At 66.0% G+C, this 24,120-nt stretch carries 17 protein-coding genes and 2 pseudogenes; 9 read left to right on the top strand and 10 right to left on the bottom strand.

Translation table 11 applies throughout. The features are described from left to right. Positions 1-209: 209 nt before the first annotated feature. Positions 210-1,085, top strand: coding sequence for a LysR family transcriptional regulator (locus CFB81_RS16635; protein WP_027782171.1), 876 nt, complete (start codon positions 210-212; stop codon positions 1,083-1,085). A 27-nt stretch (positions 1,086-1,112) separates the two neighbouring features. On the opposite strand, the gene CFB81_RS16630 is transcribed toward CFB81_RS16635, so the two are convergent. After that, on the bottom strand, positions 1,113-1,664 hold the full coding sequence (locus CFB81_RS16630; protein WP_089435881.1) for a hypothetical protein: 552 nt from the start codon (positions 1,662-1,664) through the stop codon (positions 1,113-1,115). 128 nt (positions 1,665-1,792) lie between these two features. Continuing rightward, positions 1,793-2,143 carry a hypothetical protein gene (locus CFB81_RS16625; RefSeq protein WP_089435880.1) on the bottom strand — a complete coding sequence of 117 codons (351 nt, stop codon included), beginning with the start codon at positions 2,141-2,143 and terminating at the stop codon, positions 1,793-1,795. Between the two features lie 475 nt (positions 2,144-2,618). On the opposite strand from CFB81_RS16625, the gene blaOXA reads away from it, so the two are divergent. Together blaOXA and CFB81_RS16615 are read left to right on the top strand one after the other, a co-directional pair. Then, positions 2,619-3,431, top strand: coding sequence for an OXA-1043 family class D beta-lactamase (gene blaOXA / locus CFB81_RS16620; protein ID WP_373452656.1), 813 nt, complete (start codon positions 2,619-2,621; stop codon positions 3,429-3,431). Beyond that, a complete protein-coding gene (locus CFB81_RS16615) occupies positions 3,428-4,567 on the top strand; it encodes an acyltransferase (RefSeq protein ID WP_089435878.1) in 1,140 nt (379 codons plus the stop codon). The genes blaOXA and CFB81_RS16615 overlap by 4 nt, the downstream gene beginning before the upstream one ends. A 41-nt stretch (positions 4,568-4,608) precedes the next feature. On the opposite strand, the gene CFB81_RS16610 is transcribed toward CFB81_RS16615, so the two are convergent. The 3 genes and pseudogenes from CFB81_RS16610 to CFB81_RS16600 all read right to left on the bottom strand — a co-directional run. Continuing rightward, positions 4,609-5,196 (bottom strand): class I SAM-dependent methyltransferase, encoded by a 588-nt coding sequence (locus CFB81_RS16610; RefSeq protein ID WP_089435877.1) that lies wholly within the window; start codon positions 5,194-5,196, stop codon positions 4,609-4,611. 476 nt (positions 5,197-5,672) lie between these two features. Beyond that, on the bottom strand, positions 5,673-7,394 hold the full coding sequence (gene poxB, locus CFB81_RS16605; RefSeq protein ID WP_089435876.1) for a ubiquinone-dependent pyruvate dehydrogenase: 1,722 nt from the start codon (positions 7,392-7,394) through the stop codon (positions 5,673-5,675). Between the two features lie 252 nt (positions 7,395-7,646). Continuing rightward, positions 7,647-7,853 (bottom strand): annotated as a pseudogene (locus CFB81_RS16600) (Lrp/AsnC ligand binding domain-containing protein); the annotation flags it as partial. A gap of 23 nt (positions 7,854-7,876) precedes the next feature. On the opposite strand from CFB81_RS16600, the pseudogene CFB81_RS16595 reads away from it, so the two are divergent. The 5 genes and pseudogenes from CFB81_RS16595 to CFB81_RS16575 form a co-directional block, all read left to right on the top strand. After that, positions 7,877-8,415: pseudogene (locus tag CFB81_RS16595) on the top strand (aminocyclopropane-1-carboxylate deaminase/D-cysteine desulfhydrase family protein); the annotation flags it as partial. A 750-nt stretch (positions 8,416-9,165) separates the two neighbouring features. Further along, a complete protein-coding gene (locus tag CFB81_RS16590) occupies positions 9,166-9,726 on the top strand; it encodes a fimbrial protein (RefSeq protein WP_089435875.1) in 561 nt (186 codons plus the stop codon). A gap of 111 nt (positions 9,727-9,837) precedes the next feature. Beyond that, positions 9,838-10,578: a molecular chaperone gene (locus CFB81_RS16585; RefSeq protein WP_089435874.1), complete on the top strand. Its 741-nt coding sequence runs from the start codon at positions 9,838-9,840 to the stop codon at positions 10,576-10,578. A gap of 216 nt (positions 10,579-10,794) precedes the next feature. Further along, positions 10,795-13,404 (top strand): fimbria/pilus outer membrane usher protein, encoded by a 2,610-nt coding sequence (locus tag CFB81_RS16580; protein ID WP_089435873.1) that lies wholly within the window; start codon positions 10,795-10,797, stop codon positions 13,402-13,404. 7 nt (positions 13,405-13,411) lie between these two features. Next, positions 13,412-14,569, top strand: coding sequence for a fimbrial protein (locus CFB81_RS16575; RefSeq protein ID WP_179235982.1), 1,158 nt, complete (start codon positions 13,412-13,414; stop codon positions 14,567-14,569). Positions 14,570-14,677: 108 nt separating this feature from the next. Here the strand turns inward: CFB81_RS16575 and CFB81_RS16570 are convergent, their stop codons facing one another. Next, entirely contained in the window at positions 14,678-17,752 is a 3,075-nt protein-coding gene (locus CFB81_RS16570) for an ATP-binding protein (protein WP_089435871.1), read from the bottom strand. 256 nt (positions 17,753-18,008) lie between these two features. Between CFB81_RS16570 and CFB81_RS16565 the strand changes: the two genes are divergently transcribed. Then, complete coding sequence (locus CFB81_RS16565; protein WP_089435870.1) at positions 18,009-18,212, top strand: hypothetical protein; 204 nt, start codon at positions 18,009-18,011, stop codon at positions 18,210-18,212. 158 nt (positions 18,213-18,370) lie between these two features. Here CFB81_RS16565 and CFB81_RS16560 read toward each other — a convergent pair whose 3' ends face one another. From CFB81_RS16560 to CFB81_RS16545, 4 genes are all read right to left on the bottom strand, one after another. After that, positions 18,371-19,030 (bottom strand): response regulator, encoded by a 660-nt coding sequence (locus CFB81_RS16560; protein WP_069619056.1) that lies wholly within the window; start codon positions 19,028-19,030, stop codon positions 18,371-18,373. Between the two features lie 321 nt (positions 19,031-19,351). Then, entirely contained in the window at positions 19,352-19,540 is a 189-nt protein-coding gene (locus CFB81_RS16555; RefSeq protein ID WP_084044297.1) for a hypothetical protein, read from the bottom strand. Positions 19,541-19,660: 120 nt separating this feature from the next. Further along, positions 19,661-22,741, bottom strand: coding sequence for an ATP-binding protein (locus tag CFB81_RS16550; protein ID WP_089435869.1), 3,081 nt, complete (start codon positions 22,739-22,741; stop codon positions 19,661-19,663). A 354-nt stretch (positions 22,742-23,095) separates the two neighbouring features. After that, the gene (locus tag CFB81_RS16545; protein ID WP_089437034.1) at positions 23,096-24,115 is read right to left on the bottom strand and encodes a hypothetical protein; all 1,020 of its coding nucleotides are present in this window, start codon (positions 24,113-24,115) and stop codon (positions 23,096-23,098) included. Positions 24,116-24,120 lie beyond the last annotated feature (5 nt).

Raw genomic sequence — 24,120 nt, 5'->3', positions numbered from 1 at the left:
TGCTTTGATATGTCGTTGATGTTCCAGCTAGCCTGCTTCAACGCCGCCGCACGCACGGGTGGGCCGTCATGCGCCGCCTTGGATCGCGCGAGCTGCGCGCGCGTCGCGCCACCCTCGGGCGAAACGCCAGCGTGATCGCACTATGGCAGACACACTGCAACAATAAAAACGCATAATGCTGATCGTTACGTTCAGTTTTCCTGATACCTATGAAGATGCTCGATCACGACGTGCTGGCCACCGTCGTCGCCGTCGCGGAAACCGGCAACATGACTCGCGCGGCCGAAGCCGTGAACCGCTCGCAGTCGGCCGTGAGCATGCAGATCAAGAGCCTGGAAGACGCGATCGGCCGGCCGCTGTTCGTACGCAAGCCGCGCAGCATCGTGCTGACACGCGAGGGCGAGGTGTTGCTGGGATTCGCCAGGCGAATGCTGGCGCTGCGCGACGAGGCTTGGGCGGCCGTGGTGCGGCCGGAAGTGACCGGCAAGGTCGTGATCGGCGTGCCGGACGACTATGCGTCGTCGCTGCTGCCGTCGGTGCTGAAGAAATTCTCGGCGACCTACCCGAAGGTCGAGATCCAGGTGATGGGGCTGCCGAGCAGCGCGCTCGCGCCGCTGATCAAGGAGGGCACCGTCGATCTCGTGTGCGGGACGCGCATCAAGGGGCTCACCGGCGACTTCATCCGCCACGAGCCGATGGCGTGGGCCGCGATGACGAACGGGCCGCGCGTCTGGGAGGAACGGCCGCTGCCGATCGCGGTGTTCATGCCGGGCAGCGTCGCGCGCGAGAACGCGATCCGCAGCCTCGAACGCGCGAAAGTGCCGTACCGCACGTCGTATGAAAGCCCGAGCCTGCTCGGGCTGCTCAGCATGGTCGAAGCCGGCCTCGCGGTCGCGCCGCTCGCCCGCTGCGCGATTCCCGCGCAACTGTCGATGCTCGGCCGCTCGCACGGGCTGCCCGACCTGCCGCCGCTCGAGCTGATTCTCGCGCGCAGCACGAAGTCGAAACGGCCGCCGTGCGACTTCCTCGCGGAACAGTTGATGGAAGACCTGCAGCGGCAGACCGGACAGACAGGCGACGCGTGAGGCCGCCGGCGGCCGCTCGCCACGAGGTCACCCATGTCCGGCCGCGCGCAACGCCGCATTGACGATGCCGGCCACCGTATCGACGAGCGCTTCCAGCGTGTCGCCGTGCACGTACCGCCCGGCCGGCGGAACGTGCTCGCTGCGCCGGCCGCCCCACTGCGAGCCTGACGTGACCGACAGCGTCGCGCTGAACCGCTGGCCGTGCCGCCGGCCGAAGATGCCGATCCGCCGCTCGGCCACGTAAGCCTGTTCGGGAAGGAACAATCGAATCTCGACCGCCGCCTGATCGGGGTCGGCCGCGCACGCGTGCGCATCGAACGCCGGTGCGAATGCCTTGACGATGCGGAACGTCACGTGGGAATCCCACGCGGCCAGCGGCCCGCCGGCCGCATCGACGCGTTCGGCGTCGACCGACCACTGATGGTGATCGGGCACGCGAATCGCCTGGCGCAGCAGCACGTCCGCCGCGCGAACCGTCACCATCAACTGCCGGGCAAGCTGCCTGCCCGACGGCAACGCCGCGGTATGCGCGCGACGGGCAGCCGGGCGCGCAATACGCACTTCTTCCGTAAGGTACATGGGCCCTCCCTGTTCACGGGTAGCGCCGCGTTCGACGCAGCGCACAAACGGCCGCCGTCGCCGGCCGGCGGACAGCACGGCGGCCGACGAATCGGCGGCGGATGAGCCGAGCAATCGCCGTTCCCGATTCAACGGACGGCGGGCCGGACGCATATTCGGCGCACGACCGGCCCGATCACCGCGTCGACTTGCTGCGCGATCAGCGTGTGCAGCGCGAAATCCAGGTCTTCCGGCGCGATGTCGAACCGCACGTGAATCACGTTGCGCACGGCGCGCGCGCTGACGACGTACACGCCGAGCGGGGAATGCAGCAACGCGGCAAGCCGGGCGTGCGCGGCGTCGACGGAGTCGGCCGTCAACGTGACGGGCAGTTGCAGGCGCGGGCGCGGCGGCGGGAACGGCACGACGTTGGCGGATGCGCCGCCGCGCAACCGGCGGCCGGCGACATCGAAGGCGGGAAAGGGATGAATGAAGGTCATGGCGCGGACGGCGGCCGTCCCGGCTGTTCGACACGTGCCCAGCTTAGAAGAGACCGTATCAACGCCGTGCAAAAAAACGGGGCGGTCGTGCAAAAAACGGCATGCACGCATCGGGATCGCGCCCCGTACGCCGCGCTTGCGGCGTCGGGCAATCACGGCGACGGCCGATCAGCCGTTTGGCGGACTCGCCCCGCCGGGCTCGCGGCGATATGCCGGGCGCTTTCCACGCGCCGCCTGCAGCCATGACCGTCTGGCGATGAACGTGCGATCGACATGCGCCGCCTGAACCGGTGACGGTCGCACACGTCCCCGTCAACCATGACAGGTCGACAACAGGCGATCCGTCGATACACTGTGAGCCGTCCCGACGACGGCGATCTCCGTCGTCATCGATGCCGGCCCTCGCTTCTTCGAGCGCGCCCGAGCCTTCGGCTTCCCATCCATCCCGCACACCGACCGCACGCTTGCCAAGGAGCTGCACTTGAAACACTGGCGCGACACGCTGTTCGTCTTCGCCGGCCTGCTGGCCGCCGCGTCCTCTCACGCCCATCCCGTCTGCACCGTCGTCGCCGACGCGGCCACCGGCAAGCTGCTCGTGCAGCACGGCGACTGCACGACCCGCGTGACGCCGGCATCGACGTTCAAGGTCGCGATCAGCCTGATGGGCTTCGACGCCGGCGTGCTGAAGGACGCGCACACGCCCACGCTCGACTTCCACGCCGGCTACCCCGACTGGGGCGGTGCGCCGTGGCGCGAACCGACCGACCCGGCGCGCTGGATGAAGCTGTCGATCTTCTGGTATTCGCAGCAGGTCGCGCAGGCGCTCGGGCAGGCACGCTTCCAGCAGTACACGAGCGCGTTCGGCTACGGCAACGCCGACGTCACTGCCCAGCAGGGCGAACGCCCCGGCGTGATGGGCGCCTGGGTCAATTCGTCGCTACGGATCTCGCCGCTCGAACAAGTCGCGTTCATGCGCAAGATCGCGCGCCGGACGCTGCCCATCAGTGCGCATGCGTACGACATGACCGAGCGCATCACGCTGATCGACGCACAACCGGGCGGCTGGATCGTTCACGGCAAGACCGGCACCGGCTCGCCGGGCTCCAAGTACGATGCTGCGCACGCGTACGGCTGGTTCGTCGGCTGGGCGACGAAGGGGCCACGCACGCTGGTGTTCGCGAACCTGATCCAGGACGACGAGCGGCAAATGCCCAATGCCGGCCTGCGCTCGCGCGACACGTTCCTCGCGGCGCTGCCGGCGCTCGCCGAAACGGCCCGGCCGCAATGAACACCGGCCCCCGCAATGCCCACATCGACCTGCTGCGCGGCGTGTCGATCCTGCTCGTCCTGCTGCATCACTTCAACATCGCGTATCCGCTGCGCGACACCGCGCTCGCGCGCGTGCTCGGCTGGGACACGATCCATGCGATCGTGCGCAACGGCAACTACGGCGTGACGATGTTCTTCGCGATCTCGGGCTACCTGATCGCGTCGAACGCGCGCCGCCGCTGGGGCAGCCTCGGCGCGCTCGACGTGCGCGCATTCTATGTGTCACGGGTCGCGCGGATCGTTCCGTGCCTGCTTCTGCTGCTCGCGCTCGTCAACGGCCTCGCGGCGGCCGGCGTGCCGATCTTCACGAACCACGCGCCGCAGGGCATCGCCGTGTCGTACTGGCTCGTGAATCTGGCGTCGCTCACGTTCTGGATGAACGTGCTGATCGGCGCATACGGATGGGTCAACTACGCGCTCGGCGTGTTGTGGTCGCTGTCGGTCGAAGAGGTGTTCTACCTGACGTTTCCGCTGCTGTGCATCGCGCTGCGTCGCGACACGCGGCTGTTCGCGTTCTGGGTGATGACCGCCGCGATCGGTCCCGCGTATCGCTACACGCATTCGGGCGACGAAGGCGGCTTCCTGTACGCGTACTTCGCATGCTTCGACGGCATCGCGATCGGCTGCTGCACCGCGCTACTGGCCGAACGCGCCCGCTGGCAGGTACTCGCGGCCGCGCCCGTGCAATGGCTCGTGGCAACGGCGATGACGGTGTTCTATCTCGCGTCGCCGATCGCCGACAGCCACGTGCTCGGCGTATCCGCGATGGCGCTCGGCACGGCCGTGCTACTGATCGGCGCCCATGCCGAACACACACCCGCTCACGGCCGCCTGCTCGCGCCGCTGCGCTGGAGCGGCCGGCTCAGCTACGAGCTGTATCTGTTCCATCTGATCGTGCTCGGCGCGCTGCGCACGTTCTGGCCGCCGTCCGCCACGCATGGCGACGACAAGCTGGCGCTGCTCGTCGCGTACCTGGCGCTGTCGGCGGCATTGAGCGCGGTCATTGCACGCGGCTATGCGGCGCCGCTCGACCGCTTCATCAAGCGGGTTGCGTCGCGGCCGCCGGTGCACGTGACGGACAGCGCGCGCGTGTAGCTGCTCCGGGTGGCGGCGAGCAAGGCAGAAGCCGGCCGCGGTCAGCCGGCGTATGCGGCGGCGCAGCGCACGGTCACGATGCGCGCCGGCGGAAGGTTGGCCCAGACGATCCGGCTGTCGCACGCGACGAATGCCGAATCGCCCAGCGGATGAGGGCCGGGCGGGCGCAGGTCGTAGGTAAATTGAATCATCACGCCATCGGCCGACAGCACGCGATGACATTGACCGACGATCGCCGCCACGTCATCACGCGGCAGCGTGCGCAGCGGCAGGCACGACACGATCGCGTCGACCGTGGCGCCAGGCGGCAGCAACCGTTCGAGCTGTCGTGCGTCGCCCGACACGATCGAGATACCGGGAAAGCGTCGCCGCAGATGCCGCACGAACGCCGGCGAGCGTTCGACGACGACGAGGCGCTGCGGCGCCACGCCGCGTTCGAGCAGCGCCGCGGTGATCGCGCCGGTGCCACCGCCGAGTTCGACGACGAGCCCGTCGCCGTCCGGCACCGTGTCGGCCATCTCGCGCGCCAGATGCCGCGAACTCGGGCACAACGCGCCCACCGCGGCCGGCCGGCCGACCCACTCGCGCACGAACAGTGCCGAGACACGCCACGCGTTCGGCCACATCACCGGCGGGGCTCCGGCGCTTGGGCGGTGGGCGGCGGCGTGCCGACGACTGCGCGGGGCAGGGCTACGGCGATACGGGCAAGGTTCATGCGCATCCTCCTGGGCGAATCGGTCCGCCGCAGGACGCGCGACGGTCAATCGATTCTAGGAAACGCAAACTTAAGGTGACGTGAAGATTGACCCTGATTTGCCTGACCAATTCGTGCCGGATCGGCGATCGACACGCTGCTGCACGTGCGCGGGATGCGCGGGATAGCGCTTGCCGACGATCCGATTTGCCCCGGCGCCGTCTGGATCTGCGCGAAATCGACGGCGGTCAGTCTCCAGCGACAGAAATGGGGTCGGGACGTCGGCGCGCGATGCCTCTCTCCCGCGAACCATCATCCCGCCCACCGCCTCGAGGTCGTCAGCCAAAGCCGTGCGCGAGCGAGCGGGCTTTGAACCGCGCGCCATGCTCGCCACACGGCGCGCGCGCCCCTTCACCGCAAGTTGGTTCTCGCCAATTCGACGATCTCGTCGCCGCGCCCGCTGAGGATCGCGCGCAGCATGAACAGGCTGAAGCCCTTCGCATGCGCGATCTCGATCTTCGGCGGCATCGCGAGCTCGTACTTCGACGTGACGACGTCGACCACCGCCGGCCCGTCATGCTCGAACGCCGTCCGCAGCGCTTGCTCGACGTTCTCCGAATGCTCGACGCGCACGCTGAAGATACCGGCGCCCTTCGCGATCGCCGCGAAATCGGTCGGGCTCAGGTCGACGTTCGTGTCGAGATAGCCAGCCGCCTTCAGCTCCATCGACACAAAGCCGAGCAGGCTGTTGTTGAACACGACGACCTTGATCGGCAGCTTGAGCTGGCGTGCGGTCAGCAGATCGCCGAGCAGCATCGACAGCCCGCCGTCGCCCGACAGCGACACGACCTGCCGCCCCGGATGCGCGCCCTGCGCGCCGAGCGCCTGCGGCATCGCATTCGCCATCGACCCGTGGTTGAACGAACCGTGCAGTTGCCGCTTGCCGTTCATCGTCAGGTAACGCGCGGCCCATAGCGTCGGCGTGCCGACGTCGGCCGTGAAGATCGCGTCCTCAGCCGCGACTTCGTCGACGATCTTCGTCAGGTACTGCGGATGGATCGCGCGGCCCGGCGGCTCGGCCACCGCGAGATCGTCGAGTCCCTTGCGCGCGGCCGCGTAATGTTTCAGCGCGTTCTCGAGGAAGCGCCGCTGCGTCTTGCGCGTCAGGCGCGGCAGCAGCGCCGCGATCGTTTCCTTCACGGTGCCGACGAGCCCGAGCGCGAGCGGCGCGCGATGGCCGAGTTGCGAACCCTTCCAGTCGATTTGCGCGATCTTCGCATTCGTCGGATAGAACGGCCGGTACGGGAAATCCGTGCCGAGCATCAGCAGCGTGTCGCACGATTCCATCGCATGATAGCCGGAGCTGAAACCGATCAGCCCCGTCATCCCGACGTCGAACGGGTTGTCCCATTCGACGAACTGCTTGCCGCGCAGCGCATGCACGACCGGCGCGCCGAGCGTGTCCGCCAGCGCGACCACTTCGTCGTGTGCGCCCTGCGTGCCGCTGCCGCACAGCAGCGTGACCGCGTCCGATTCGTTGAGCAACGCCGCGAGCCGGTCGAGATCGGCATCGGCCGGCAGGACCGACGGCGGCGCCGATTCGCTCCACGCGGGCGCTTCGTCGGGGCCGTCGCCGAGCGCGATGTCGCCCGGCAGCACGATCACCGCCACGCCGCGCTCCTCGATCGCGGTGCGCATCGCGCGCGCCAGCACGCGCGGAAACTGCGACGCGTTCGTCACCAGCTCCGCGAAATGGCTGCATTCACGGAACAGGTCCTGCGGATGGGTTTCCTGGAAGTAGCCCAGGCCGATCTCGGTCGACGGGATGTGCGCGGCGATCGCCAGCACCGGCTGATGATTGCGGTGACAATCGTACAGTCCGTTGATCAGGTGCAGGTTGCCGGGGCCGCAACTGCCCGCGCACACCGCGAGCCGCCCGGTCGACGCGGCATCGGCGCCGGCCGCGAACGCTGCGCTTTCCTCGTGCCGCGTGTGCATCCAGCGGATCGAGCCGATCTGGCTCAGGCTGAACGACAGGCCGTTCAGGCTGTCGCCCGTCACGCCCCAGATGCGCTCGCCGCCCGCTGCCGCCAGCGTCTTTGCCAGGTATTCCGCCATCGTCTGTCTTGCCATGATGCCCTCGCTCGTTGATCGGTTGTCGATTGATCCGGCTCCGGCACCTGCGGCCTTCGCCGATGACGGAACGAGCATACGCGATCGCGTCGAACGGCGTCGTGACGGTGCAATCGGCATGCGCGACAGCGCGGCCGGGCCCGTCCGCGCAGCCGGGCCGCCCTTTCGGCCAGGTCGGACGAGCGTCGCCGCATGGGCCATCCGGGCACGCAGGTGAACGGGGGCTCGCCAGGCTGCCGACCCCACCATGCGCTATACCGGCAGCGCATCCGTCGACAGGATCTCCTTGAGCACCATGAACAAGCGCACCTGCCGCACACCGGGCAGGTACGGCAGTTGCCGGCATGCAGGCGGTTGAAGCTGTCGTTGTTCGCGCGTGCGCACCCGCATGAAGCAGTCGAATTCGCCGGTCACCGCGTGACACTCGACGCATTCCGATATCTTCCGCGCGGCTTTCTCGAACGCGACGAATGCTGCCGGCGTCGACGACGATGGGCGGCGACGTGCGACTCGTGTGAGACGGCTTCGACATCGGTATTCGCCACGGTTGGGAAGATGCGATGGAGAGCGTGCGACAGGCGGGCGGCAAGCCGTATCCGATTCCGGCCGGCTGTTCCGAGCATCGGTTCGGCGGGCCCGGGTTCGTCGGCTTCGCGGCCGACGTGCGCGCCGACCGCGTGATCGGCATCGATGCGTCCGCCAAGCCGGAGTAGATGTGCGAACGGATCACACGCGTCGCGCGGCACACGGCCGCGGTATCGTCGATCAGGATGTCGTGCTCGACACGCGTTACGGCGGGCCCGAATACCGTTTGCCGAGCGACGGTACGCTGGAAGCGATTCGGCTATGCGCACGGCTGGCAGGCATGCCGACCGATCCTGTCTACGAAGGGAAATAGATGCATGGGATGATCAACAAGGTCCGGCTCGGGGAATTCGAACCGGGGTCGAAGGTGCTGTATGCGCACCTCGGCGGCGCGCCCGCGTTGAGCGCGTACAGCTTCATTGTCCGGGACGGCTGACGCCGAGCGCTGCGGCGCGCGCCGCACACGATTTCCATTTGCCTGTCACGCCCCGCCAAAGATCGCCGCCTCCCCGCCCCTCTACGTCTGTCACGTCCGGGTGGAAAAGCCGACGGTATCAGCGCTGAACCGGATAGTTCGGCGCATGCGACGCACGACCGACGCATCGACATGACTGCGGGCCTGCCCGGCTCTTCGATCGACCCGACGCCGAACCGATAGACCGCACGCCGCTGTCCGGCCTTCATCGGCAGGACTCGATTTTCAATCGACAAGCTCGGCGCCACGCCCGTTGAAAAACCAAGTCCGGAATTGAAGGCGGGAACTCCAACGCACCGCCCCCATGGCAATTGCGAATACGCAGATTGCATGGATGCGTTAAATCATCTCCACCACCGCGTTTACCATTTCAATATGCGCATGTCTCCGTCACGACATGCGACAACGCTTGCATGCCCTCCATAGGGAAGACAGAGCTTGCTGCCCCGTTCTGGCCAGCCGCGCCCTCCGACGTCCCCAAATTTGACAATCCATGCTGTTTTTTTGAAGTTCCAAATCGCTACATCTCATTTAGTACGTGTACTAAAACAAAGAACGATCATTTAGTTCTTGTCCAATTCCCCACCCACCCTCACATCAGGAAAATTCGTCTCGAAAGGCAAATATTGAAACTCATCCTCGGTTCACCCCAAGACGAATTTCATGTGCGCTTTCAATCAATTCACCCATTCATCGCCTGGAACTTAATCAATGAAAATCGCGAAAATCTCCTACGCTCTCTCCATGCTCACGGCTGCAGCCGGCCTCGCCGCAGCTTCGGCGGCGCACGCATCGGACGGCACGATCACGATCACCGGCAACGTCATCGCGTCGACCTGCAAGGTTTCGAACGGCACGGGCGGCAACGTTCCCGTCACGCTGCCGAAGATCGGTACGAACACCCTCGCCGAGGCAGGCTCGGTGGCCGGTCGCACGCCGTTCTCCGTGATGCTGGAAGGTTGCACCATCGGCGGCGAAAACCCGACGAAGGTCGGCGTGGTCTTCGAGTCCGGCTCGAACGTCAACCAGTCGACGGGCCGCCTGACGCTCGACGGAGGTGAGGGTGCGGCGAAGAACGTCGAAATCAATGTGCTGAACGACAAGCAATCGCCGGTCAAGGTCGGCGCGATGGGCGATCAAAACAGTCAGTTCGTCGACATCGCTGCGGACGGCAAGGCAACGCTGAACTACTTCGCCGAGTACTACTCGATGGGCGCGGCCACCGCCGGCGCAGCCAATTCGAAGGTTCAGTACTCGCTGACCTACCAGTAACCCGTAACGGCGACGGGAGCCTTGTCGGCAAAAGGCTCCCGGCCGATTCGCCTCCCCGGCCGACCCAGCGTCATGCCTGATTAGAACTACTACTGGATTCAGGAACCACTCATGCTAACTGCAAAGTCTGTTTCATCCATCGTCTTACTTTCCTCGCTCATCGCGTCGCAAGCCTGCGCCGAGGTGGTGATCGCCGGAACGCGAGTCGTGTTTCCGGGCAACGAGCGTGAAGTCACGATCAAGATCACGAACGAAGGCAAGGCGCCAGCGCTCGTGCAGGCGTGGCTCGACAAGGGCGACCCGAACGCGTCTCCGGACAACATCGACGTCCCGTTCACGATGACGCCCGCGATGTTCCGAATGGAACCCGGTAAGGGGCAAACGCTGCGCATGATCTATTCCGGCGAGTCGCTTCCCGCCGACAAGGAATCGCTGTTCTGGCTCAACGTGCTCGAGGTTCCGCCGAAAGCGGCGTCCAGCGACGACCGCAACAAGATTCAGATCGCATTCCGCTCGCGCATCAAGGTGATGTTCCGCCCCGAAGGCCTCACCGGCGGCGCGGGCGCGGCACCGAAGCAACTGAATTGGCGCATCGTCGGGTCCGACGGCCGGTATGCGCTGCAGGCGAGCAATCCGACGCCCTATGTCGTCAATCTGGGCAGCGTCACGCTGAACGCGGCCGGACACAAGCACGACGCGGGGATGGGATACGTGCTGCCGGGCGATACGCAGCAGTTTCCGATCAAGCAACTGAGCTCGCTCCCGTCGGGCGGCACGAAAGTCATGTTCGGCAGCATCGACGACTGGGGCGCATCGACCGATAACGAACTACCCGTTTCGATGACGCACTGACGCGGCACCCAGTCACACCGCTCTGCGGGTTCGACACCCGCGCCCTCGCAGCACACGTCCGCTTCCGATTTCCGTCCGAAACCCGGCGCTTCGAACGACACCGGTTTCTCAATTTCAACGCACTACCCAGCGACGCCACGAAACGCGCAGCCCGCAATCAGCCTGCGCAACGACGGGCGCACGCCCGATCCAGATCAACGACAGGAGCACCGCATAATGACTTCGACTCGACATGTTTGCACGCCCGTGCCCGACATGCCGCACCTCAAGCCGATATGCGCGCTGATCCTTTCCTGTCTCGCGCCATGGTCGGAAAGCGTGCGCGCGGATGCTTTCCCGCAGGTTCAGCTGGCGCAGACGGAGTTCGCCCAAGTAGAATTCGACCCCGGGTTCCTTAGCAACGGCAGCGGGAAGCCGATCGATCTGTCGCGCTACGCACGGGGCAATGTTGCGACGCCCGGCACCTATAGCGTCGACCTCTATGTCGGCGCGAACTGGATCGGCCGCCATGACATTCCGTTCAAGGCGGCACCGGGCACGCCAGACGCCCAGCCGTGCTTCGACGAAAAGATGCTCAAACGCATCGGCATCGATTTCAGCAAGCTGCCGCCCGCCCTGGTCGCGGACCTTGCCGCGGACGGCCAATGCCGCCGCATCGGCCAGGTCGTCCCGGATGCGAGCCCGGCATTCGACTTCACCGAGCAAAAACTGACGCTGAGCATCCCGCAGGCATCGCTCGTGCGCGAGGCGCGCGGCTACGTGAACCCAGATCAGTGGGATTCTGGCGTGCCGGTCGCAATGCTCGGCTACGACTTCAATCTCTACGGCTCGAAGTCCGCCCGCGGATCGGCGCAGACGCAAGGCTATCTCGGCCTGAACGGCGGCGTCAACGTCGGCAACTGGCACTTCCGTCACAACGGCTCCTACAGCTGGTCGTCGCAAGGAAGCGCCCGGTATCAGGACATCTCGACGTACCTCCAGCGCGATCTGCCGTCGCTGTCGTCGCAGCTCGTGATCGGCGAAACCTATACGTCCGGCGAACTGTTCGACTCCACCCAGTTCCGCGGCGTCCGTCTCTCGTCGGACGATCGCATGCTGCCCAATTCGCTGCGCGGCTACGCGCCGGTCGTGCGCGGCGTCGCCAACACCAATGCGAAGGTCACGATCCGCCAGAACGGCGTGACGCTCTACGAAACGACGGTCGCACCCGGCGCGTTCGAGATCGACGATCTCTATCCGACCGGCTATGGCGGCGACCTGAACGTATCCGTCACCGAGGCCGACGGTTCGGTGCATACCTTCTCGGTACCATACGCGGCCGTTCCGCTGTCGCTGCGCCCCGGCATCGGCCGCTACAGCGTCGTGGCCGGCGCGCTGCGCAACCCGCAGGGGAGCAGCAGCCCGCTGTTCACGCAAGCCACGTACCAGCGCGGCCTGACGAACCTTGTCACGGGCTACGGCGGCATCACGATCGCGTCGGGCTATGCGTCCGCGATGCTCGGTGCGGCATTCAATACGTCGTTTGGCGCGTTCGGCGCGGATATCACGCATGCGATGACGTCGGTCCCCGGCGTGAAGCGCTTCAACGGCTCCAGCATGCGGATCAGCTATTCGAAATCGATCTCGCAGACCAACACCGATATCGCACTCGCCGCCTATCGCTATTCGACGAGCGGCTACTTTGGCCTCAACGACGCGATGCGCGCACGCGACACCGTGCGCGACGGCGGGCGCGTTGAGTCCATCTGGCGTCAGCGCAATCGCGCGTCGCTGACCCTCAGCCAGCGTCTCGGCGAAAAAGGCGGGCAGCTCAGCGTCACGGCATCCACCGCCAACTATTGGAATCGATCGGGATCGGACGTCAATTACTCGGTCGGCTACAACAACGCATACCGGAACATTTCGTACAACTTGTCGGCTACGCGCCAGCGCAGTCCGGGGGGCGAAATGAGCACGTTGTACTACGCAAGCGTCACGATTCCGCTCGGGAAATCGCGGCCAACGACGCTGTCAGGCAGCGTCACACGCGACACGCGCGGCCGCACGCAACTCCAGACGACGCTGTCGGATTCGCTCGGTGTCGACAACGCGCTGTCATACAGCCTCAACGTGAACCATGCTTCCGGTTCCGGCAGTTCGAGCACCGACGGCGGCGGCAACGTCATGTACCGCGGACGCTTCGCGGAACTCAGCGCAAGCGGGAGCGCGAGCGCCGACTACCAGCAAGGCTCGATCGGCGTGCGCGGCGCGATGGTCGCGCACCCGGGCGGCATCACGCTGTCGCAGCCGCTGTCCGAGACATTCGCGATCGTCGAAGCGCCAGGCGCGGCAGGCGCGCGCATCACGAACTCGTCGGGCGTACGCGTCGACGGTCGCGGCTACGCGATCGTGCCCTACCTGACGCCCTACAACCTGAACACCGTCGAGCTCGATCCGAAGGGCATCTCGATGGATGTCGAGCTGAATGAAACAAGCCAGCAGATCGCGCCGCGCGCGGGCGCCGTGCCGTTCCTGAAATTCGCGACCAACACGGGCCGCGCCCTCGTCATCAAGGCACGGCAGACGAGCGGTGCGCCGCTGCCGTTCGGCGCGGCCGTCTACGACGAGTCGGGCAAGGACCTCGGCGTCGTCGGCCAGGCAAGCAAGATCTTCGCGCGCGGGCTCAACGACAAGGGCGAGCTCACCGTCAAGTGGGGCGACGATGCGAAGTCGTCCTGCCGGATTACCTATGACGCACCGGTCAAGCAGGGCAAGCGCAAGTCGACCGGCTATCAGCAGATCACGGGCATCTGCGATCCGCACGAAGCAACGCCTGTCCCGCGATGATTCACGCATGGAACGAATTCAGGATTTCCCGGCACAGGCTGCCGACCAGATCCATAACTCGTACAAGGAGCAACTAGTGAAACCGTCTACAAAACTTCGTCTGGCCCTACATGGCAGGTGGAATGTTTTCCTGCCGATTCTTGCGTTGGGATGTGCGCTGTTCGTCGCATCCCCCGCTGCACAAGCAGTGGATTGCACGTCGGCAACTTATTACCCCTCCTTCTCCCCAACGCTCCCCGCGAGTATTTCGGGCAATCGAGATGCGCAGACGCCGGGTGTGCTCGTAGGCTCGAGCGCGTTAACCGCGGCGCAAGACGTCGCGCACTACACTGGAAACCAATGCGGCGGCCAATACTACAAGTTCCGATCCATCGGAACACTTGTGCCGGGTGTCACGTATGCCTATGGGGGGCGCACACACCCCGTTTATGAGACAGGTATCCCCGGCATCGGCTATGCACTCATGGCGGCGGTATATTCCGACAATGTAACCCCTATATCGCCGTGGTACGCCGTCACTTCCGACTGGACACAGATCCCCTCGCGGGCCAAGTCGTCACTGGCCAACGTTCGCGTTGCGCTCGTGTTCACCGGATCGCTCGCCACCGGCACCTACAAGATCGCCTCTCGTCAAATAGCGGAAGTTTACGAGGGAAAATCCGCTGGAGACAGAACGATTCCACTCACGCTCTACGGGGTGACGATCAACGTGACCGCCACCGGCTGCTCGCTGACATCATCCACGCAGAGCGACATTGCGCTTCCACAGTTGTTGGCCACCAGGCTAGCTTCGATCGGTGACGTATCCGACGCATCCGGCACCACGTCGCTTCGCGTCAACTGCAAGCAGCCAACGAGCGTCTACGTGACGTTGACCGATGTCGTCACGCCGACGAACACCGGAAATGTCCTGAGCCTCGCTCCGGATTCCGGAGCGACCGGCGTTGGCATCCAGTTCTTCAAGCAGGGAAGCTCGACGCCCCTTGGCTTTGGCCCGGATTCGTCGCAGAAAGGCAACACCAATCAGTGGCTCGCGGGCACGTTGACGGGAAGCAGTGGCGGCAATCTGACCATTCCGCTTGTCGCGAAATACGTGAAGACGGAACCCAAGATCACGCCGGGGTCGGTGAAAGCTCGCGCGTCCTTTACGTTGTCGTATCAGTAGCCGTTGTACAACGGCGTCGAGCGAGGTTTGCGAGTCCTTGAAGCGGCGGCACGCGCGCCGTCCTTCAAGAACCAGCGGCAAATATTCAGACTTGTTCTCCCGGTTCGCCTAACCGCGGCCATCATCCATCGACAGCCGTTCCAGCGCCCGCCTGACGGCATCCTCGGTCGCCTCCCACACGCGATTCAATGCTTCCGGCCCGCCGTCCCGCATTGCATGCTCCGCGCTTGCGCACGCGTCGCGCGCGTTGACATCGCCCGCCAGCGCGAAACCGCCTCGCATCGAATGCAGTTCGATGCGCAGCGTATCTGCGTCGCCGTTCGCAAGCGCGTCGCTGATCGCCGCAAGCGACTGCAGCGTTGCGTCATGAAGCGTGCGCCGCATTTCGTCGGTCATCGCGGGCGCGACTGGCGGCCGCTCGCGCGCTGGCTCGGACGATACCGCATCGCGCCCCGCGTGCCGCCGCAACGCCGCGTCGAGCGTCTCGATCGACAGCGGCTTGAGCACGACCTCTACCGCACCGGCTTGCGCACAACGCCGCCGATCCTCGTCCGTCGCGTGTGCCGTCATCGTGATCACGGGCACGCGAGCGCCCTGCTCGCGCAGAAAGTTCGCGAGCGCGAAGCCGTCGAGCTCCGGCATGCCGAGATCGGTCAGCACAACGTCGTACTGCCGCTCGAAGAACGCGCGCATCGCCTCGACGCCGTTGGATACGATCGTGGCGTCGTAGCCCAACGCATCGAGCTGGTCGCGCAGCAGCGCGCGGCTCGCCGGATGATCCTCGGCGACAAGCACGCGCAGCGGCTCGTCATCGTCGGCCTGCGCATCTGCGCCAGCTTCCGCGCCCGACTCGAATGCCGCATCGGCGTCGTGCTCGTGCGCCGTATCCGCGAACGTCTCGGACTCCGGCACATCGGCCCGCCACCCGGCCGGCGCTTCGGGCAGCGGCAATGCCGCCACGAAAACCGTGCCTTCGCCTAGCCGGCTGTCGACACGCAACTCGCCGCCCATCAGCGTCGCGATGCGCCGGCACAGCGGCAGCCCGAGCCCCGTGCCGCCGAAGCGCCGGTAAATCGACGCGTCGGTCTGGATATAGACGTCGAACAGTGTCGGCATGCTGTCTTCGGGAATGCCGATGCCCGTATCGCTGACGGCGATTTCGACGCCACTGCCCGTCGGACCCGCGTGCGCGAGCCGCACGTCGATCGTCACGCGGCCGCGCTTCGTGAACTTGATCGCATTGCTGACGAGGTTCGAAATCAGTTGCCGCAACCGCGTCGAATCGCCCACGTAGCCATCGGCCAGATCCGGGGCAACCCGGCACGTCAGCGCGAGATTTTTCGCATCCGCGAGCGGACGGAAAATCGCAACCACGTCGTTCACGACGCGGCGCAGGTCGAACGGGATGCTTTCGAGCACCATCTGGTTCGACTCGGCCTTCGACAGGTCGAGCACGTCGTTGATCACGCGCAGCAGCGCATCGGACGACGACATGATCGTCTTCAGGCGCCGCCGCTCCTGCGACGGCAGGGCCGCGCGCTCCATCAACTCGAGATTGCCGACGATCGCATTGAGCGGCGTGCGGATCTCGTGGCTCATCGTCGCGAGGAAGGTCGACTTCGCCGTGTTCGCGTGCTCGGCGGCTTCGCGGGCCTCGTGCAGCTTCTCCTCGGCCTGCTTGCGCGCCGTGATGTCGAGCATCGTGCACAGCAGCACGTCGATCCCGCGGTACCTGGTGCGCACGATGTGCGCCTCGAGATAGGTCGTGCCGCGTCCCGCGCGCTCGACGGCCAGCTCTCGCGTCACGCGCGTACGCGCGTTGCCGCCCTGCGCGCCGGCCCGGTACGCCAGCCACAGTTGTCTGCCGAGCGGCTCGCCGATCATGTCGCGCTCGTACGCGGTCATCGCGTCGTTGCGTACGATCGTTTCGCCGTCGGCGAACGACAGCAACACGAGCCCGGCCGGCGCCGTGCGGATCAGCGTTCGGTTGAGCGCCTCGCTTTCGATCAAGCGAATCGCGCGCCGATTCGCCGGACGCAACGCGCGCCGGTCGAACATCACGATGGCGAACCACAGCAGCCCGATCGCGAAGAGCGCGGGTGCGACCGTCAAGCTCGCGCTCCACGCGATGTCGCTCAGAACGGCACGCCATGACACGGCTGCCATCACCACCTGGTCCGATCTCGGTACGCGGTCGCTGATGACGAAGTTCATGCCGACGCGATGGACGACCGCTCGCCCACTGGCCTGCAGACGCGCCTGCTCGAGCGCACGGGCCACCATCGCCCTGTCGGGCTGCCCGCCGAGCAGGAGACCTCCATCGGCATCGACGAGCGCGTATTCCCTGCCGGCGCCCGGCGAGCGCAGTATCCCCTCTATCAGCGGCGGGCTGTTGATAACGAACCAGACGACTGGCCTGCCGTTCGCGCCGAGCACCCATTGCACCATCCGCAGCACGGAGCGTCCGAGCAGCGGATCGAATCGCCGCTCGAGCACAATCGTGCTTTGACGAGCGACGGGCGCCATCGATACGGCTGTATCTTTCGTTGTCGGCCGCAGTTGCTCGACCCACGCCCTTACGTCGAATCCCGCTGGCAGCGCAAGCGCCCGTTTCACCAGCGGATGCCCTGCCGTAACGATGAAATCGCCGTCCGGATCGATCAGATAGGAAGTGCCGCCCGGATCGGCCGGTTGCGGCGGAGGCAGGACGCCCGTCACCTCGACCCGCCCGAGATAGCGCGCGAGGTAAGGCAAATGGCTGTTCGCCGATGCAGCCCGCGGGATGTCGGCGAATGCGGCGATCGCGATTCGCCCTATGCGCCCGACGAATGTCTGCATGCCGTGCTTGCCGGCGAGCAACCCGGGCAAGACCGGCGAATCGTCGACAACGCCGGCCCACTGCAGCTCCATGTCTTCGACATAGCGGTTCCGCAGCGCCCTCATGATTTCCAGCTCGGCCACGAGTTCGGCCCTGCGCCCCGTGAACTCGACGCGAAAGCGCTCGAGCGATTCCTGCACGTCGAGCCGCAAGACCAGCGTCGCGCACAGTAGCATGAACACCGAAATCGCAGCACCGCTTGCGTACAGCAGGATCTGCTGCTGGCGCCGGATACGACCGGGATTGAATGGCTTGCGAACGGCCGCCGTGCCGTGCGAGAGAAGTCTTTTCAGCTTTGCGGGCATGTCATATCGGTCTCGTCTCTCCTGGCCGGAAATACCGCGTCATTCACCGGTGCAGGCGCATCGGGCTCCTAGGAACCGGGGTAGTCGTGCCGCATGCGTCTCGCCGACGGCGCATCGCCGTCAGGCGCAATGGAGCGATTTTGCTCATCGGCATAGCGGACGACAGCGGCACGACCCGCGCGTAATCCTTGCCCGCAGCCCGCCTGCCGCGATCGCCGAGGAAAACGCGCGAGGGTATCGGGCGAGGCGGCCGGGCATGGCTCGCTATCGTTTCGAGGTTTTCGACGTAGCGGTTCCGAAGTGCGCTGACCACCTCGATCTCCTCGAGCAGGTCGGCCTTGCGGACGAGGCGCTCCGACCGGAACCGCCCAATCGGTTCCTGAAGATCCGTGCGACAAGCGCCATGCGACCCAGCACGAACACCGCGATCGCCACGCTGCTCCCATACAGCAGCCGCTGACGCGGGACGCGCCCGGGCTCGAACGGCTTGCGGCAGTGGATGTCGCGTACGCGATCAGCGTTCTCAGTCTATCGGGCATACATGTCGTCAAAGGCGGCCCGGCCACGCCGCTGCCTCATGCGCGGTCCGGATCGATCGGCACCACCGCCGGTTGGCGGCTACGCATCGGTTGCCGGCAAATCGGGCAACTGCCCCTCGCTCGCATAGCGGATCAGGTCCGCATCGCGGATGATCCCGAGCTTCTTCATCGCGCTCGACTTCTGCGAACTGATCGTCTGCTTGCTGCGGTGAAGCTGGACGGCGATCTCGCCAACCGTCAGGCCGGCCCCGTAAAGGCGCACGACCTCGATTTCGCGGGCGGTCAGCAAGCGCGTGCCGGCCGACGGCTGGCAGTCCTCCAGCAGCTTCTTGACGAACGGCGACAGATAATTCGCCCCGACGAACGCCGCATGTACCGCGCCGACCAGATGCGAAATCGCATCGGACTTGCTCAGGATGCACGCGACGCCCTGCTTCTGAATCGCGAGCAGCACGCTCGGGTTGTCGATCATCGTGATCGTCACGAGGCGCAGCGCCGGATAGCGGCGCTGGAGGAACGACAGCAGCGACAGGCCGTCGCCATACTTGCCGCCGGGCATCACGTAATCGACGACGAGCACGTCGCTCTGCTGCTCGTCGAGCATCGCCACCAGATCAGTCGAATTCGAGACGGTGCCGAGCAGCTTGATCGTGCTGCTGCCTGCGAGCGCCTGCGACATCCCGAGCGCGGACGAAGGATGATCGTCCGCCACCATCACTCGCACAAAAAATTCATCCATCTTTATTCTTCTCCCGATACACGCGGCCCGACGTGCCATGTTGAGCGACGCGCCGGGATTCGAATCGATCGCGCAACACGCTTGCGTTGCGGTATTGAGCGAACCGGGCGGTGCGCAGCGTAATTTTAAGATAATAGACGGGTTCCGGGGCGCGGCGGTACGGTCGGCGTGACCGCTGACAGCCGCAACGGCCCGACGCGCCGGACACCGCATCCGGCACGAATCTTCGGCGGCCCACGGACCGCCGCCCGCACACACCCGATCGGCGGCGTCCCCCAACGCCGTCGATCCATCCTATCCCGCCGGGCAGTTGGAGCTACCCTAACGTTTGATCACGGACTTGTCCGATTCACCCGAACCGTCATCCGCTGCGTGCTGCCACTCGACGATCACACGCCGCTTCTGCGACGGCGACATCATGATGAATTCGTTCAACTTCGTCAGAAAATCCCGTCTGGATTTCTCCGGCAACGTCGCGAATCCAAGCAGCAGCCCGAACACCTTTCCCATATAGCGCACGGCCTTACCCTTCCTTCTTCAGTCGAAATCACGCGACACCCTGCGATGCGGCGTGCCTGCCTTCCTCGTTTGACGCCGGGCGGCCTACGCCGCCGCCGCGTCGCGTTTTTCTTATCGTCCCGGCCCGTGTGCCGCCGCCGGCATTGCATCCAATGCCGGCCGCTTGTCCATCGCCCCGGCCGGAAAGTCGATCCCGCGCCGCCGCGCGATGCGGACCAGCGCGCGGCGCAGATCGGCGAGCATCACGGGTTTGGTCAATATGCATTCGACGTTCGACGCCGCATAACGCCGGGCGTCGTCGGGCGCCAGATGCGAGGCCACGACGATCATGTCGCACGGCAGCGCGCGCGCATGGACGGCTTCCGCCAGTTGGCGGGCCGACATGTCGGGCAAGTCCGCACCCAGCAGCAGCATGTCCCAGCCACCGGTCGCGAGCAGATCGAACGCCGCGCCGCCTGACGACACGCATCGAACCGTACAGCCGAGTACGTCCAGTTGCTCGCGGAAGATCGACCCGTTCACGGACGCATCGTCGGCAACCAGCACGCGTGGCACACGCGTGCCGGAACCCGGCACCGCCGGCAGACCGCCATGGGTAGCGCGACCCGGCCCGCGTGTCGACTCGGCCGTGGCGCCCCGCGCCTGCTCGAGCGCCGTGCGCAGCCCGTTCAGCGAATAGCTCGACACGCGGATCGTACGGCCCGCGACATTCGGCTGCAGCGGGCCGTCCGGCGTGGCCAGTACGACCGGCGTGCCGCCGCCGAGGCTGTCGAGCTCCTCGCGCCGCCATTGGTCGGAATCGCCGAAGAGCACGATCGCGTGAGCACGCGCGAGGCACCCGGCGGCAATCCCGATCGGACTCGGATGCATCGCGACGTCGAACCCCCATGCACGCAGATGCGGGAACGCGAACGCGCGCCATGCGTCCTCCGGCGACACGACGATCAGCGTCCGGCCGGCGCCCGCACCTGCGCCGATCGGGACTTTCCGCGCAATCCCCATGCGCAACGGCAGGCGCACGGTGAACACGCTGCCGATGCCCGGCGCGCTATCGACCGCGATCGTCCCGCCCATCACCGCGACCAGCCGGTCGCACAGCGCGAGCCCGAGCCCCGTGCCGCCGTACCGTCGCGTGATCGACGCATCGACCTGCGAAAACGGCTTGAACAACCTCGCCCGGTGTGCAGGATCGATCCCGATGCCCGTATCCTCGATGCCGATTGCAAGCTCGGGCGCACCGCGCGGGTTTCGCCCCACCGCCACGCGCGCGACGATGCGCCCTTCGCTCGTGAACTTGATCGCGTTGCTCAACAGGTTGCCGACCACCTGCGCGAGCCGCGTCGGGTCGCCGCGCATGCGCTGTGCGCCGCTCGCATCGATATCGGCGAATAGCGGCAACCCTTTCGCCTTCGCAACCGGCGCGAACGCCGCGAGCTCGCGCTCGATCACCGCAATCACGTCGAACTCGATCGACTCGACCGACATCGCACCGGCTTCGATCTTCGAGAAATCCAGGATGTCGCTGACGATCGCGAGCAGCCCCTCGGCCGATGCCCGCAGCGTTTGCACGCGGCTCTGCTGCGACGCATCGAGCGCCGTGCGTTCGAGCAGTTCGAGATTGCCGAGGATCACGTTCAGCGGTGTGCGGATCTCGTGGCTCGTCGCGGCAAGAAACGACGATTTGGCCGCATTCGCCGAATCGGCCGCGCGCACCGCTTCCTCGAGCTGGTGCACGAGACGGCGCTGCGCGCTCGTGTCGGCGAACGCCGCGATCAGCACGTCCTCCCCCTCGTAACGCGCGCTGTGCGCGATGACCTCCAGATGCAGCGGCATATCGCCGTGTGCGTCGAGCACGAACTCGGTCATCATCGTCCGGCCGCCGCCGCCTTGCGCGACGAACGCGTCATACTTCTCGAGCACCTGCGCGGACAGCGCATGATGATCGCCGCCGTGCGGCAGCAACATCTGCGTCAGCGCGTCGCTCGCGAGCATCACGCGCCGGTCGGACAGCGACACGAGCCCGATACCGACCGGCGCCATCGCGACCACGCTGCGGCAGAGCGCCTCGCTGTCGAACACGCGCGCCGAGCGCGCGTAGACCGGCACCAGCACGCGCCGGTGGAATCGCACGAGCAGCAGCCACATCACGGCGATCGCGACGAGTGTCGCCGCCGCCAGCGAGCCGGCCTGCACGCCGATGCCGGCCACCACGTCGGCCCACGACAGCGCATACGCGATCGTCCAGCCCGTCGCGGCGAGCTTGCCGCGGAACACGATCGTGCCGTCGCGAAAGAGCGGTTCGCCGGATGCGCGATCGCCGTGGGCGACGTCGAGGCTCAACAGGCGCTCGGTCAGCGCGTTCGTGCGCTCGACACCGGGATCGACCGCAATGAGCCGGTTGTCCGCGGACGCGATGAAGAACACGCCGGCCTGCGTGCGCTCGGCCAGCCACGACAGCAGGTATTCGGGCGCGTATTCGGTGACCAGCACCGCGAACGGCTGGCCGCTGGATCGGGCCTCGGCGGCCAGCCGGATGCGCACCTGCCCCGTGACCGGATTGAGGTAGGGCGGCAACCAGCGGACGTTCGGTCGGCCATCGTCCGGCGCGGGCGGCCGGCCGTCGAAATCCACGTGCAGCGCATCGAACACCTTGGCGCGCGCGTCGGTCGACGCGAGCGCCGGGTCGTCGCGCGACAGGTGCGGCACGAGCCCGAACATCCCGGTTCGCGTGCTGTAGTGGTAGCCCTCGAGCGTGCGCCCGCGATTGATCGAACTCGCCGCGCAGATGCGCGACAGCAGAAACGACAGGGCAAGGTAACGCGCGACCTCGTCGCGTTGCGCGGTTGCGCCCGGCACGCCGACCACGAGCGACGGAAACGGGGTGATCGCAAGCTGCTGGCCGTTATCGAGGAACGCCTTCGTGACGTCCGCCGGCGCCGGGCCGAGTTCGCGCCAGATCAGCTGCGTATTCGTGACGCCGTTCCTGAACGACGTCTCGGCCACCTGGACCTCGTCGGCGGTTTCTTCGACACCATTCAGGAAATTGCGCCGCTCGCCGTCCAGATAGCCGTAAACGATCGACGTAATCCCGAGCCCGCAGGCAATCAGGATCAGGACCGTGACGACGATGCCGCCCCCGAACATCGAGATGCTCTGGTAGCGGCGGATGGACTGAAGTGTGCTGTATGGCATGGCTCGACGTGACGGCGCCCGAGGATGCGGGCATGCGGCAGATTCCCTGCCGGACCGGGCGTCACGATGGGTACATTCGGGGTAGCGATGTCCCAATCATGCCAAACGACACTGCGAAAATCAGTCTTGCATTATCTTTTTAGTACAAATCCGATACCATCGAGAGATGATTTTGAACTTGAACGAAAGTTCATCGCGGGATCACGTCGGGAGCCTGTCCGATCGGACAAGTCGTGTCGTCGATTCGCGGCGGGCGGCCGCGCAAACGAAATACCGCCGGCAAGCCGGCGGCAGAAAAGACGCATCCACGGTAGACGCAGCGCGCCGGAGTCCCGTTCCGCCGCGCCGGCCCGCTCAGTTCTGCGTGAGCGGATTCAGCGTCGTGCACAGGAAGCCCGTGCAGTTCTTCGGCGTGAAATAGAACGACGCCATCACCGGCGTGGGAGAGCCGAGCGCGAGATCGCTCAGATACGCGCTGCCCTGTGTGCCGAACGTGTTCGCTTGCTGAACGAAGCTTGCGCCAGTCGATTGGATCGCGGCCGACTGGTACGAGAAGGTCGGCGACTGCGTCTGGTCCTTCACGTAGATCCACGAGATCGCCGTGCCGAATGCCATCCCGCCCTTCGCGCGATAGCCCTTCGCCCCTTCGCTGTTGGCCTGTGCGATGAAGTCGCCGACGGTCGACGTCGGCGCCAGCGCGTCGTACGTATAGGTCGCGTTCGACGCGTTGTTCTTCATGTACACGTTCGCCTGCACGGCGCCCACCATCATCGGGCCGAGGAGCCAGTAGCCCGACTGGCCCTGGCCGTTCGCCTGCGTGAGGAACGCATTCGCGTCGGCCGGCAGGCCCGTCGTCGTGTACGTGTAGGTGGCGGACGAACCGCCATCCTTGCGATAGAGATCGCCGTACGTGAGCGGTCCTTCGTAGCGATAGCCGCTCGCCCCTTGCGCGTTGGCCGCATTAACGAAGGACGTCATGTCGGCCGGCGCCGTCTGCAACTGGTACGTGTAGGTCTGCGCGGTGCCGTCGTTCACGAAGATCGACTGCGTTCCGCCGTTGCCCGCCGCGTAGAAGTAGTCGCCCAGATAGCGATAGCCCTTCGCGCCTTCGTTGTTGATCAGCGTCAGGAAGCTCGCGCGATCGGCCGCGACAGGTTGCGCCTCGTAGCGCCAGGTCAGCGTGCTGCCGCCCGAGCCCCCCGAACCGCCGCTGCCGCCGGATCCCGTTCCGCCCGAACCCGTGCCGCCTGTCCCGCCGCTGCCGCCGTTGTTGCTCGTGCCCGAGCCGCCCGACGAAGCGGGCGAGGGATTGTCGTCGCCGCCGCAAGCGGTCAGCGCGAGGCAGGTCAATGCAATCAGTGCAGCGGCTTTCATCGGGA

The sequence above is a fragment of the Burkholderia sp. AU28863 genome, assembly GCF_002223195.1.
Lineage (GTDB): Bacteria > Pseudomonadota > Gammaproteobacteria > Burkholderiales > Burkholderiaceae > Burkholderia > Burkholderia sola.
Note: the sequence above shows the minus strand (reverse complement) of the source record. Positions and strands in the feature narration are given on the sequence as shown.

Excerpts from the sequence above, each read along its gene's own strand:
- CFB81_RS16635 (WP_027782171.1), top strand. The coding sequence starts at position 210 with ATGAAGATGCTCGATCACGACGTGCTGGCCACCGTCGTCGCCGTCGCG.
- CFB81_RS16630 (WP_089435881.1), bottom strand. The coding sequence starts at position 1,664 with ATGTACCTTACGGAAGAAGTGCGTATTGCGCGCCCGGCTGCCCGTCGC.
- CFB81_RS16625 (WP_089435880.1), bottom strand. The coding sequence starts at position 2,143 with ATGACCTTCATTCATCCCTTTCCCGCCTTCGATGTCGCCGGCCGCCGG.
- CFB81_RS16615 (WP_089435878.1), top strand. The coding sequence starts at position 3,428 with ATGAACACCGGCCCCCGCAATGCCCACATCGACCTGCTGCGCGGCGTG.
- poxB (WP_089435876.1), bottom strand. The coding sequence starts at position 7,394 with ATGGCAAGACAGACGATGGCGGAATACCTGGCAAAGACGCTGGCGGCA.
- CFB81_RS16590 (WP_089435875.1), top strand. The coding sequence starts at position 9,166 with ATGAAAATCGCGAAAATCTCCTACGCTCTCTCCATGCTCACGGCTGCA.
- CFB81_RS16585 (WP_089435874.1), top strand. The coding sequence starts at position 9,838 with ATGCTAACTGCAAAGTCTGTTTCATCCATCGTCTTACTTTCCTCGCTC.
- CFB81_RS16580 (WP_089435873.1), top strand. The coding sequence starts at position 10,795 with ATGACTTCGACTCGACATGTTTGCACGCCCGTGCCCGACATGCCGCAC.
- CFB81_RS16575 (WP_179235982.1), top strand. The coding sequence starts at position 13,412 with ATGGAACGAATTCAGGATTTCCCGGCACAGGCTGCCGACCAGATCCAT.
- CFB81_RS16570 (WP_089435871.1), bottom strand. The coding sequence starts at position 17,752 with ATGCCCGCAAAGCTGAAAAGACTTCTCTCGCACGGCACGGCGGCCGTT.
- CFB81_RS16565 (WP_089435870.1), top strand. The coding sequence starts at position 18,009 with ATGGCTCGCTATCGTTTCGAGGTTTTCGACGTAGCGGTTCCGAAGTGC.
- CFB81_RS16560 (WP_069619056.1), bottom strand. The coding sequence starts at position 19,030 with ATGGATGAATTTTTTGTGCGAGTGATGGTGGCGGACGATCATCCTTCG.
- CFB81_RS16555 (WP_084044297.1), bottom strand. The coding sequence starts at position 19,540 with ATGGGAAAGGTGTTCGGGCTGCTGCTTGGATTCGCGACGTTGCCGGAG.
- CFB81_RS16550 (WP_089435869.1), bottom strand. The coding sequence starts at position 22,741 with ATGCCATACAGCACACTTCAGTCCATCCGCCGCTACCAGAGCATCTCG.
- CFB81_RS16545 (WP_089437034.1), bottom strand. The coding sequence starts at position 24,115 with ATGAAAGCCGCTGCACTGATTGCATTGACCTGCCTCGCGCTGACCGCT.